The 12,092-nt window shown below is 72.4% G+C and carries 11 protein-coding genes; 7 read left to right on the top strand and 4 right to left on the bottom strand.

All coding sequences use genetic code 11. The features are described 5' to 3' along the window. Positions 1-22: 22 nt before the first annotated feature. Positions 23-994, bottom strand: coding sequence for a LacI family DNA-binding transcriptional regulator (locus tag ASF96_RS02310; protein WP_055937608.1), 972 nt, complete (start codon positions 992-994; stop codon positions 23-25). A gap of 148 nt (positions 995-1,142) precedes the next feature. Here ASF96_RS02310 and ASF96_RS02305 point away from each other — a divergent pair, with 148 nt between their 5' ends. From ASF96_RS02305 to ASF96_RS02280, 6 genes are all read left to right on the top strand, one after another. Next, positions 1,143-2,642, top strand: a complete 1,500-nt coding sequence (locus tag ASF96_RS02305) for a mannitol dehydrogenase family protein (protein WP_055935547.1) — start codon at positions 1,143-1,145, stop codon at positions 2,640-2,642. 43 nt (positions 2,643-2,685) lie between these two features. Beyond that, positions 2,686-3,690, top strand: a complete 1,005-nt coding sequence (locus tag ASF96_RS02300; RefSeq protein ID WP_055935545.1) for an L-idonate 5-dehydrogenase — start codon at positions 2,686-2,688, stop codon at positions 3,688-3,690. A gap of 35 nt (positions 3,691-3,725) precedes the next feature. Then, positions 3,726-5,126, top strand: a complete 1,401-nt coding sequence (locus tag ASF96_RS02295) for an MFS transporter (protein WP_055831937.1) — start codon at positions 3,726-3,728, stop codon at positions 5,124-5,126. Between the two features lie 104 nt (positions 5,127-5,230). Then, the gene (manD, locus tag ASF96_RS02290) at positions 5,231-6,457 is read left to right on the top strand and encodes a D-mannonate dehydratase ManD (protein WP_055831938.1); all 1,227 of its coding nucleotides are present in this window, start codon (positions 5,231-5,233) and stop codon (positions 6,455-6,457) included. Further along, positions 6,447-7,079, top strand: a complete 633-nt coding sequence (locus ASF96_RS02285; RefSeq protein ID WP_055935544.1) for a bifunctional 4-hydroxy-2-oxoglutarate aldolase/2-dehydro-3-deoxy-phosphogluconate aldolase — start codon at positions 6,447-6,449, stop codon at positions 7,077-7,079. Before manD ends, ASF96_RS02285 begins: the two co-directional genes overlap by 11 nt. 106 nt (positions 7,080-7,185) lie before the next feature. After that, positions 7,186-8,118 (top strand): sugar kinase, encoded by a 933-nt coding sequence (locus ASF96_RS02280; RefSeq protein WP_082509238.1) that lies wholly within the window; start codon positions 7,186-7,188, stop codon positions 8,116-8,118. A gap of 182 nt (positions 8,119-8,300) precedes the next feature. Here ASF96_RS02280 and ASF96_RS02275 read toward each other — a convergent pair whose 3' ends face one another. After that, complete coding sequence (locus tag ASF96_RS02275) at positions 8,301-8,657, bottom strand: sterol carrier family protein (RefSeq protein WP_055831942.1); 357 nt, start codon at positions 8,655-8,657, stop codon at positions 8,301-8,303. A gap of 166 nt (positions 8,658-8,823) precedes the next feature. On the opposite strand from ASF96_RS02275, the gene purD reads away from it, so the two are divergent. Continuing rightward, the gene (gene purD / locus ASF96_RS02270; RefSeq protein WP_055935542.1) at positions 8,824-10,095 is read left to right on the top strand and encodes a phosphoribosylamine--glycine ligase; all 1,272 of its coding nucleotides are present in this window, start codon (positions 8,824-8,826) and stop codon (positions 10,093-10,095) included. Positions 10,096-10,130: 35 nt separating this feature from the next. On the opposite strand, the gene ASF96_RS02265 is transcribed toward purD, so the two are convergent. Together ASF96_RS02265 and ASF96_RS02260 are read right to left on the bottom strand one after the other, a co-directional pair. Beyond that, complete coding sequence (locus tag ASF96_RS02265; RefSeq protein ID WP_055935540.1) at positions 10,131-11,414, bottom strand: glycosyltransferase; 1,284 nt, start codon at positions 11,412-11,414, stop codon at positions 10,131-10,133. 45 nt (positions 11,415-11,459) lie between these two features. Beyond that, a complete protein-coding gene (locus ASF96_RS02260; RefSeq protein ID WP_055935538.1) occupies positions 11,460-12,089 on the bottom strand; it encodes a TetR/AcrR family transcriptional regulator in 630 nt (209 codons plus the stop codon). Between the last annotated feature and the right edge of the window lie 3 nt (positions 12,090-12,092).

Genomic DNA, 12,092 nt, shown 5'->3' with positions numbered 1-12,092 from the left:
AGTAGGTCGACCGCGCCCCGCGTCAGCGCGCGAGCGCGCGCGGGGGCGCCGTCGAGCCGCGCACGATGAGCTGCGACGGCAGCACGGTCTCGCCGATCGACGCCGCGCCCACCATCGCCTGCAGCAGCAGGTCAACCGCGAGGGCGCCGGAGCGCGCGATGGGCATGCGCACCGTCGTGAGGCTGGGCGTGACCGCACCGGCGAGGTCGATGTCGTCGATGCCGACGATACTGACGTCGTCGGGGCACACACGGCCGAGCTCGGCCATGCCCGCTTCGAGGCCCAGGGCGACCAGGTCGTTGTAGGCGATCACGGCGGTGGCGCCGCTGGCCGCGGCGGCGGCAGCGCCCGCGCGTCCGCCCTGAATGGAGGCTGCGTGGTGGCTCAATCTCGACAGGCGGATGCCGAAGCGTTCGCAGGCGCGAGCCACGGCGCCGGCCCGCTGTTCGTCGGCCCATGAGCCGTGCGGCCCCGACGCGTACGCGACATGGTCGTGGCCGAGGGCCGACAGGTGCTCCACCGCCTGCGTCGGTCCTCGCTCGGCATCCATCACCACGCACGGGGCACCGGCGAGGACGCGGTTGATGACGACGTGCGGAGTGTCGCCGACCAGCGAGAGGACCTCGGCCTCGGGCAGTCGCGGCGAGCACAGCAGCAGACCGTCCGTGCGGCGCGCGAGCTCGATCGATTCCCGTTCGCGGCGCAGGTCTTCGTCGGCATCGAACAGCACGATGCGGTGGCGGCCGTGCCACGCCTGGCCCTGGATGGCTTTGAGCAGGGTGGCGTACACGGGGTTGGCCGCGTCGGGGACGACCACCGCGATCGTGCGGGTGCCCGTGGCCACCTGGGGGGTGGCGTAGCCCAGCTCAACCGCGGCGCGCCGGACACGGTCCAGCGTGGCGGGGGCGAGGCGGTCGGGTTCGCCGAAGGCGCGCGACGCGGTGGCGATCGACACGCCCGCGTGCCGTGCCACCTCCGTGAGGTTCGCCGCCATGTCCACCCCCATACCTCTGTCGTCCCATCATCGGGCATGCGGTCGTGAAAAAGGTTGACAAGTTTGTACAAACACAGCACACTGCTTTCATGCCGATCATCGACGATCCCCTCATGGCGAGCCTTCCCGCGTCGCCGGGAGCCCGCGCGTGACCGCCCGACTGCGCCGCGACGCGCCGACCTCGACGGCCTCCCTGCCCGGCGCCCCCGCCGCCGCCGGGATCGTCCACCTGGGCCTCGGCAGCTTCCACCGCGCCCACCAGGCCGTGTACACCGCCGCCGCACTGCGCGCGGCAGGCGGCGACTGGGGCATCGTCGGCGTCGCCTCGCGCTCGCGCCGCGTCGTCGACGCCCTGCACGCTCAAGACCACCTGTACACCGTCGCGACGATCTCGCCCACCGGCACCACGCTCGAGATCCCGGGGGCGCACACCGATTCGTACGTCGCCGCCGACGACCCGGCGCGCGTCGTCGCCGACCTCGCCGATCCCCGCATCCGCATCGCCACCCTCACGGTGACCGAGAACGGATACAGCTACTCGCCCTCGACGCAGCGCCTCGATGTCGACGACCCGATCGTCGCGGCCGACCTGCGCGGCGGCGACCCCCGATCGAGCATCGGGCAGCTCGCCCGCGGCCTTCAACGCCGCGCCGCGGCCGGAGGGGAGCCGATGTCGATCCTCAGCTGCGACAACCTGCTCTCGAACGGCTCCCACACCGAGAAGCTCGTCCGCGCCTTCCTGCAGGAGCTGCCGGATGCCGAGGGCGCCGATGCACTGACCTACCTCGACCGCGCGGTGACCTTCCCCTCGAGCATGGTCGACCGGATCGTCCCCGCCACCACCCCGGAGTTGGCCGATCGCGTGGCCGGCCTGCTGGGCGTCCGCGACGACGTACCCGTCCCCGCCGAGCCGTTCACGATGTGGGCGATCGAAGACCGCTTCGCCGGCGGCCGACCCGCGTGGGAGGCCGGTGGTGCCGTCTTCACCGACGAGGTCGGCGCCTACGAGCAGCTCAAGGTGCGCCTGCTCAACGGCACGCACTCGCTCATCGCCTACCTCGGCGCGCTGCGCGGCGTACCCACGATCCCGGATGCCATCGCCCTCACCGACGTCGAGGCCGCCGCCGCGGCCGCCCTGCGGCACGAGTACGAGCCGTCCGTGACCGCGCCCCGGGGTGTCGACATCGAGCAGTACGAGCGCGAGCTCTTCTCCCGCTGGGGCAACAGCGCGCTGGGGCACCGCACGAGCCAGGTCGGTTCGGACGGATCGGTCAAGCTCGGCCAGCGCATCCCCGGCCCGGTGCGGCACGCGCTCGATGGTGGCGGGTTCCCGCACCTGATCGCGCTCACCGTCGCGGCCTACCTGGCCTGCATCGCCCCGCCCGCCGGCTTCGATCCCGGTCCGCACGCGGCGGCCATGACCGACCCCGCACGCGCGCGTCTGACCGCGGTCCCCGCCCGCGGCGGCCGTGACCTCGCCGCCCGCGCCATCGTCGACCTGCACCTGTTCGGCGAGGACCTCGCGCATCGCACGGCGTTCGTCGATCGGGTCGGCGACCTGCTCGACACCATCGTGCAGCGCGGCGTCGACAGTGCGATCGCCGACGCCCTCGCGGCATCCGACGCCCTGGCACCGACCACCCCCTGACCACCCGGCGCTCTGCGGAGCGCATCGACACGAAGGAGACGCGATGAAGCTTCTCGCAATCCACGGCGCAGAAGACATCCGCTGGGAAGACCGACCGTCACCGGAACCCGGTGCGGGGCAAGTGCGCCTGCGCGTGCGGTACGTGGGCATCTGCGGATCGGACCTGCACTACTACTTCCACGGGAAGAACGGCGAGTACGCCGTTCGCGAGCCCCTGACACCCGGTCACGAGCTGTCGGCCGAGGTCGACCTCGACCCCTCCGGGCGCCTCGCCCCGGGCACGCCGGTCACGGTGCACCCCGCGCGATTCGGACCGTCCGTCGAGGGCTTGGAGGACCGCCCCCACCTGCGTGCCGGGGGCGACTACCTCGGCAGCGCCGCGGGCTTCCCCCACCGCCAGGGTGGGGCGGCCGAGCTGATCGTCGTCGAGGACCACATGGTGCGCGTGCTGCCCGAGGGGCTGACCCTGGAGCGGGCGGCCCTGGCGGAACCCCTCGCCGTCGCGATCCACGCCGTGAGCGTGGCCGGCGACCTCGCCGGTCGGCGCGCCCTGGTCATCGGCTCCGGCCCCATCGGCCTGCTCGTCGTCGCCACCGCCGTGAACGCGGGCGCCGCGGTCGTGGGCGCCAGCGACGTGCGGCCCGAGCCCCTCGAGCGAGCCCGCGCCCTCGGCGCCGAAGAGACGTTCCTCGTCGGCACCGACGCGATCGCGCCCGAGTCGTTCGACGTCGTCTTCGAGTGCTCCGGCGTGGGCGTCGCCCTGACCCAGGCGATCCGCGCGGCCCGCCGGGCGGGCACCGTCGTGCAGGTCGGCATGCTCCCCGACGCCGAGATCGGGGTGAACCTCGCGCCGATGCTCGCCAAGGAGCTCACCCTGCGCGGCGCGTTCCGCTTCTCGACCGAGATCGACGACGCCATCGACCTCCTCGCATCCACCGATGCCCTCGACGCCGTCGTCTCGCACGTCATCCCCGCCACCGACGCGGTCGCCGCGTTCGCCACGGCGCGCGACTCCTCGGCATCCGCCAAGGTCCTGCTCTCCCTCTGACACCCGACCCGTCATCACTACAAAGGAGTAATCCGATGAGCAACTCTTCCGCCCCCGGCGTCGACGCCTCGACGTCACCGCCCGTCGTCAAGAGGTCGACCGGCGATCTCGCCCGCGCCGCCGTCTCGGGGTGGCTCGGCACCGCGCTGGAGTTCATGGACTTCCAGCTGTACTCGCTGGCCGCGGCCCTCGTCTTCAGCCAGATCTTCTTCGCCGGAGGGGATGCCGCCATGGCGGTCGTGCTCGCCATGGCGACCTACGGCGTGGGCTACGTGGCCCGCCCGGTCGGCGCGTTCTTCTTCGCCCGCATCGGCGACAAGATCGGCCGCAAGCAGGTGCTGTTCTACACGATCCTGCTCATGGGTGCGGCGACCACCCTCATCGGCGTCCTGCCGACGTACGAGCAGGTCGGCATCCTGGCCCCGATCCTGCTGGTGATCCTGCGCCTCGCCCAGGGCTTCGGCGCGGGAGCGGAGATCTCGGGTGCGGGCGTCATGCTCGCCGAGTACGCCCCCGACAACCGCCGCGGCGTCGTCGCCTCGCTCGTCGCCCTCGGCACCAACTGCGGCACCCTGTTCGCCTCCGGCATCTGGGCGATCCTGCTCGCCGTGATGATGGAGAGCGACGTCATCGCGTGGGGCTGGCGCATCCCCTTCATCGGCAGCGCCATCATCATGCTCTTCGCCCTGTGGGTGCGCTTCAACCTCAAGGAGAGCCCGGTCTTCGAGGAGCGCACCGACGTCGTCGACGGCAAGGCGCTCTCGCGCGCCGAGCTGCAGAAGGTCGCCACCGAGACCAACGACGTCCGCACGCTCGAGTCGCTGCAGAAGAAGCCGATCAAGGCCGTCCTCGTGTCGTTCTTCCTGCGGTTCGGTCAGGCCGGCAACTCCGGCATCGTGCAGACCTACCTCATCTCGTTCATCACCATCACCCTCGCCATCTCGAAAGAGGTCGGCCCCGAGATCGTGATCGTGTCGTCGCTGATCGGCTTCATCACGATCCCGCTCGTCGGGTGGCTCGGCGACAAGGTGGGTCGCCGCCGGATGTACATCGTGATGTCGGCGCTGTCGCTCGTGCTGATCGTCCCGACCCTGCTGCTGATCAACTCCCGCGAGGTGGGCTGGATCTTCGTCGGCTACGCGCTGATCCACAACATCTCGGTGCTGGGTCTGGCCTCCATGGAGAACATCTCGATCCCCGAGATTTTCGGCGCCCGCAACCGCTACACCCTCACCGCCGTCGTCCGCGAGATCGCGGCCATCATCGCGACGGGCATCGGCCCGGTCGTCGCCGCCGCCTGGGTGGCCGCCGTGACGGGCAGCATCATCCCGATCATGGTGCTGATGGGCATCTTCACCGCCTCGGCTCTGGTGGCCGCGCTCGTGGCACCCGAGTGGACCGGTCGCGACCTGCGGGATCCCCGCCCCGCGATGTGATCCCGCGCGGGCCCGCCCTCGTCGCGGGCCCGCTCCCGGGCGGGCTCGTGACGGCGAGCCCGCCCGTTCGCCGCCCCCTCCCCTCTCGACCAGAAAGACCCCGCATGAGCATCGCCACCGTCGACGTCATCGTCACGAGCCCCGGCCGCAACTTCGTCACCCTCAAGGTCACCACGTCCGACGGCGTCGTCGGATGGGGGGATGCCACCCTCAACGGCCGCGAGCTGTCGGTGGCGTCGTACCTCTCGGACCACCTCGCGTCGATGCTCATCGGCCGCGACGAGGACCGCATCGAGGACACCTGGCAGTACCTCTACCGGGGTGCCTACTGGCGCCGCGGCCCCGTCACGATGGCCGCGATCGCCGCGGTCGACATGGCACTGTGGGACATCAAGGCCAAGAAGGCCGGGATGCCGCTGTACCAGCTGCTCGGAGGGGCGAGCCGCGACGGCGTGCGCGTCTACGCGCACGCCTCGGGCACCGACTTCGCGGCCCTCTCGAACGCCATCACCGGCTACCGCGAGCTCGGCTTCACGGCCGTGCGCGTGCAGACCGGCGTTCCCGGACTCGGCCAGATCTACGGCGTCTCGGCCGCCGGCCCCGGTGTGCGCTACGACTACGAGCCGGCGAAGCGCTCCGGCGACCGGCCGGCCGAGGAGACCTGGGACACCCGTCAGTACCTGAACCACATGCCCGGGGTCTTCTCGCAGATCCGCGAGGAGTTCGGCACCGACCTGCGCATCCTGCACGACGGCCACCACCGCATGTCACCGATCGAGGCCGCGCGTTTCGCGAAGGACATCGAGCCCTACGACCTCTTCTGGCTCGAGGACGCCACCCCCGGCGAGGACCAGACGGCACTGCGCCTCATCCGCCAGCACTCCACCACCCCGCTCGCGATCGGCGAGGTGTTCAACACCGTGTACGACTACCAGACGCTCATCACCGAGCGTCTGATCGACTACGTCCGCTCGGCCGTCACCCACACCGGCGGCATCACCGCGATGAAGAAGCTGCTCGACTTCGCCGCGATCTACGGCATCCGCTCCGGCATCCACGGCCCCACCGACATCTCGCCCGTCGGCATGGCGGCGGCGCTGCACCTGGATCTCGCGATCCACAACTTCGGCATCCAGGAGTACATGCCGCACAACGAGCAGACGCTCGAGGTGTTCCAGACCTCCTTCACCTTCGACCGGGGCTTCCTGCACCCGGGAGACCAGCCGGGCCTCGGCGTCGAACTCGACGAGGAGGCCGCCGGTGCGTTCGAGTACACGAAGGCCTACCTGCCCGTGAACCGCCTGCTGGATGGGACCGTCCATGACTGGTGAGCTCCCCACCCACACGGTCTCGTCGAAGCTCGTCGTGGTCGCCCGCGCGTCCGCGGCCTCGGACTACGCGCCGGTGCTCGCAGCTCTCGCCGAGGCGGGCGTGCAGAGCGTCGAGCTGACCCTCACGACGCCGGGCACGTTCGACGCCTTCGCCGAGCTGCGCGGGTCGTTCGACGGCGACCTCGGCATCGGCACGGTCACGAACCTCGACCAGCTCGAGCGCGCGATCGCGGTCGGCGCCGACTACGTCGTCACCCCGATCACCTCTACCGCGCTGGTCGAGCACGCGGTCGCCGCCGGCATGCCGATCGTGCCGGGAGGGCTCACTCCCACCGAACTGTTCGCCTCGTGGTCGGCGGGCGCCTCGGCGGTCAAGGTGTTCCCGGCCGGCCAGGTCGGCCCCGGCTACCTGAAGGATCTGCGCGGACCGTTCCCCGACATCGCCGTCGTCCCCTCGGGAGGAGTGGATGCCGACAGCGCGGCCGCGTGGCTCGCGGCGGGCGCGGTGGCGGTCAGCGTGGGCGGGCCTCTGCTCGGCGACGCGTTCCGCGGTGGCGATCTGGGCGCGCTGCGCGCGAGGGCCGAGCGGTTCGTCGCGGTGTGCGCGGGGGTCTCGGCGTGAGCGGCGCCTCCCCGGCGGGTCGGGCCTGCGCCGCCACCTCGGCGGTCGGCCGTTCCGGAATCGCGCGCGCGGCTGCGGGGTCGGCCTGCGACGCGGGGGACGGCTCGTGACCCGCGTCGTCACCCTCGGCGAGACCATGGCGCTCGCCCGCACGACCGAGATCGGGTCGCTCCGCCATGCCGCGGGCCTCGCGCTCGGCATCGGTGGGGCCGAGAGCAACGTCGCCGTCGGGTTGCGGCGCCTCGGGGTCGACACCTCCTGGCTCGGCCGCGTGGGCGATGATCCCCTCGGCGAGCGCATCGCGCGCGAGTTGCGCGGCGAGGGCCTCGACGTGCACGCGCTCGTCGACACCGATGCGCCCACGGGCCTCATGCTGAAGGAGCGTCCCTCCGCGGCATCCACCGCCGTCCACTACTACCGACGCGGTTCGGCCGGCTCGCGCCTCGCCCCCGGCGACCTCCCGGTTCGATGGATCGAGGATGCCGACCTGCTCCACGTCACGGGCATCACCCCGCTGCTGTCGGCCACGGCGCACGACACGGTGCTCGCCGCCGTCGATCGCGCCCGCGCCGCGGGTGTGCCGGTGAGCTTCGACGTGAACTACCGCTCCGCGCTGGCCGCCCCCGACGTCGCCGGGCCGATCCTGCGCGAGATCGCCGAGCGTTCGACGCTCGTGTTCGGCGGGGTCGAGGAGTTCGCCCTGCTGACCCCGGATGCCGCCGACTCCCTGCTCACGGCGGGCGTCGAGCAGGTGGTGGTCAAGCGCGGTCCCGCGGGAGCGGCGGCGTTCACCTCCGCGGGCGTCACCGAGGCGCTCGGCTTCGTCATCGACCCCCTCGACACCGTCGGCGCCGGAGACGCGTTCGTCGCCGGCTACCTCAGCGCCCACCTCGAGGGACTCGACGTCGCCGACACGCTCGTGCGCGCCAACGCCTGCGGCGCCATGGCGTGCCTCGTGCCCGGCGACTGGGAGGCGGCCCCGACCCGCCGCGACCTGGTGCGGTTCCTCGCCGGCGGCGGCGACCCGGTCCGGCGCTGACGAGGCGCACCCCTCGGCGCCCCGCGAGGACGCATCCGTTCGTCGAGACCGCACGTGTTCGTCCGCAATACCGTGCGGCCTCGGCGAACGAGTGCGGTCTCGGCGCCCACCGGTGGCGTGGCGGCGCGAGCGGGGGGCCGGGGGGCGGGGGCGCCGGGCCGGGGGGCGGCGGGCGGGCGGGCCTAGGGCCGCAGGGGCAGCAGCGCGCTGATGTCTGCGCGCACGCCGGAGGCGACGATGCGGCCGGCGGTCACGGCATCCGCCCAGTGCTCCCGACCGGTGGCGACGGCGATCCAGGTGGCCGCGTCGGTCTCGACGACGTTGGGTGGGGTGCCGCGCGTGTGGCGGGGCCCCTCGATCACCTGCACCGCGCCGAAGGGCGGTACGCGCATCTCGACGGAGTTGCCGGGAGCCTTCTCGACCAGGAGCTGCAGCAGGTAGCGCACGGCGGTGGCCGTCGCCGTGCGCGGGGCGTCACCCGCGGCCACGGCCGCGAGCGCCGCGCGGCCGTCACCGGTCTCGATTCGGCGGGGAGGCATGCCTCCACGGTACCCGCGCCGCCTCCCCCGGGTCGCCCGGGTGGCCCGGGTCGCCCATCCCCGGGTCCCCCCAGTTGAGTGTCCGGGACACGCCGCATCAACTCGAGCGGATGCGGCATGTCGTGGACACTCAACGGCGAAAGGCCCCGCTCGGTAGGCTGGCCGAGTGAGAATCCTGGTCCTCGGTTCGGGCGCGCGCGAGCACGCCATCATCCTCGCGCTGCGTTCCGAAGAGGCCTCGCACGCCATCTTCGCCGCGCCCGGCAACGCCGGCATCGCCCGCGAGGCCCACCTCGTCGACCTCGACCCGCTCGACCCGGCCGCCGTGCTGGTGTTCGCCAAAGCCGAGGCCATCGATCTCGTCGTCGTGGGACCCGAGGCGCCGCTCGTCGCCGGTGTCGCCGATCCGCTGCGCGCGCACGGTATCCCCGTGTTCGGTCCGGGCAAGGCCGCGGCCCAGCTCGAGGGGTCGAAGACCTACGCGAAGCGGATCATGGATGCCGCGGGCGTGCCCACCGGACGCTCGGCGCGCGCGCACGACCTCGCCACCGTCGAAACCGCCCTCGACGAGTACGGCGCCCCCTACGTGGTGAAGGCCGACGGACTGGCCGCGGGCAAGGGCGTCATCGTCACCTCCGACCGCGAGGCCGCCCTCGCCCACGCCGAGACCTACCTGCCCACCGGTGCGGTGCTGATCGAGGAGTTCCTTTCCGGCCCCGAGGTGTCGCTGTTCTTCCTCAGCGACGGCGATCGCGTCGCGCCCCTCAGCCCCGCCCAGGACTTCAAGCGCCTGCGCGACGGCGACGAGGGTCCGAACACCGGCGGCATGGGGGCGTACTCCCCCCTCCCCTGGCTGTCGGAACGCTTCGGCGGCGAGACCGAGTTCGTCGACCACGTGACGCGCGTGATCGCGGAGCCCGTGATCCGGCAAATGGATGCCGAGGGCACCCCGTTCATCGGCCTGCTCTACGCCGGTCTCATCCTCACGGAGCAGGGCGTGAAGGTCATCGAGTTCAACGCCCGCTTCGGCGATCCCGAGACGCAGGTCGTGCTCCCGCGCCTGGTCGACCCCCTTTCGCGACTGCTGCTGGCCGCAGCCTCCGGCACGCTCGACAACGAGCCCCGCCCGGCCTTCGCCGACGCGACCGCCGTCACCGTGGTGCTCGCGAGCGAGGGCTACCCCGAGGCGCCGCTCACCGGTCGCGTGCTGACGGGGATCGACGAAGCCGAAGAGGTCGACGGCGTGCACGTGGCCCACGCGGCGACGGCGCTCCGCGACGGCGAGCTCGTCGCCACGGGCGGACGCGTGCTCAGCGTCGTCGCCACCGGCTCCACGTTCGGTGAGGCGCGCACCGCGGCCTACGCCGGGCTCGAGCGCATCGGCCTCGAGGGCGGGCAGTACCGCACCGACATCGCCGCGCGCGTCGTCGAGGCCTGACGCCGGGGGTCTCGGCGCTCCCGCCCGGAGCGAGATCAGCGGCGGCGCGCCGCGAGCATCTTCTCGACGTCGTTGACGAGCCCGGGGGCACCGGGCGCGACCGCGATCGCGTCGCCGATACGGCGGGCGCGGGCCGCGTAACCGTCGTCGGCGAGGATGCGTTGGACGGCCGCGCGGACGGCATCCGGAGTCGGACGCCCCGTGCGCAGGTTGACGCCCACCCGGGCGTGCTGCACGCGCGCCGAGGTCTCGACCTTGTCTTCCGAGTCGCCGGCGATCACGATCGGCACGCCGTGGCGCATCGCGTGGTGGAGGCCCCCGTAGCCGCCGTTGGTCACCAGCACACTCGTGCGGGCGAGCAGATCGTCGTAGGGCAGGTAGCTCGCGGCGAAGGCGTTGTCGGGGAGGGCGGGCAGGGTCTCGACGTCGCGCCCACCGGTGGTCACGGCCACCTGCACGGGTAGGTCGGCCAGTGCCGTGAGCGTCGGCTCGATCACCTCGGTGTAGTCGGTGTTCGCGACCGTTCCCTGCGTGACGTGCACGAGCGGCAGGGCCGGGTCGAGGTCGTCGAACCACTCCGGTGCCGCAACGGGATGGGCGGCGGCGGATGCCATGGGGCCGTAGAACCGGAGCGCCGCCGGGGCGTCGCGGCGGGCGTACTCGAACTCCTGCACCGTGAACTGCGCGAGCAGGTCGCTGCGCGAGAGGACGTCCATGAAGAACGCGCCGTTCAGGGGTGGCGCACCGACGCCCGCGAGGAAGAGATCGAGCGAGCGGTGCACGGGACGCAGCACCGTCTTGGCCGTCACCCCGAGCACGCCGTTGCGCAGGCGGTTCAACGTGGGGTGCCGGAGCGGCGTGATGCCGAGTCCGTACGGGGCCGTGTCGCGGCTGGAGAAACCCGCCGGCCCGATGCCGCACATCACCGTGAGGGGGCGCTGAGAGCGCGGGCGTGCGAACAAGGTCTGCACGCCGAGGAAGGTCATGTCGTGCAGCACCACGTCGGCGGGTTCGTCGTTCAGGATCTGCTCGAGGGCGGCCGCCGCCGGGGCAGCGGGATCGACGAACGCGCGCTCGACCCCGCGGTTGATGGTGGCGAGTCCGCGGTCGCGTTCGTCGGCGCCGATCCCGTCGAGCGTGTCCGCCTCGGCGGGAAGGGGGAGGAACAGGATGCCGGCCTGCTCCACCATCCGCTGGTACCGCGACCCGGTGAGCAGGCGCACGCGCCACCCGCGCCGCTGCAGTTCCTGCGCGACGACGAGGAGCGGGCCCACGTGGCCTGTGGCGGGCATGCTGCACAGCAGGGCGGAGGGTGTCATGTCTGCGTCTTTCGAGGATGACCCTGTGCGCCGAGGGGCGGGGGTCTAGGCGAGGTTGTCGGAGAGGTGGACGAGCTGCGCCGTCAGCCAGGTGCGGTAGGCGGCGACGTCCCACCCGCGGGCCACGGTGAGGTGCGTCCACGGATCGGGGCCGGTGAGCAGCCCCAGGACGTCGGCGGCGTCATCGAGCTGGTCGACGCGGATGCGGTCGCGCTGCAGGAACCAGCCCGCGGCGATCGTCATGTCGCGGTGGCGCCGCATCTCGAGGTCGAGGTAGGCGGCGCGCGCCTCGGGGTCGCTGTCGGCGGCGGCCACCATCGCGCGCACGATCGCCGCCGAGCGCTGGTTGGCGTCGATGAGGAAGTCCACGTACCGGGCGATCGCGGTATCGGTGTCGGGCTCGCCCATGATGGCGACGAGCTCGGGGCGCTCGGCGAGCGAGTGCCTCCCCTCGTCTCCCGCGAACGTGCGCTCGAACGCCGCGATGAGCAGACCGTGCTTGGGTCCGTTCAGGTGCACCGTGGGCACCGACACCCCCGCCTCGGCCGCGATCGCCTTGATCGAGGTGGCGACGTACCCGTCGCGCACGAACAGCCGGGCCGCCGCCTCGACGATCGTCGCGCGGGTCTCGGCGGCGTCGGCCTGCCGTCGGGGAGAGTGGTAGCTACGGGGCACGGG

It is taken from the genome of Microbacterium sp. Leaf179 (assembly GCF_001423785.1).
Classification (GTDB): Bacteria; Actinomycetota; Actinomycetes; order Actinomycetales; family Microbacteriaceae; genus Microbacterium.
The sequence above is the reverse complement of the archived record's forward strand: the minus strand, read 5'-3'. Positions and strand labels throughout refer to the sequence as shown.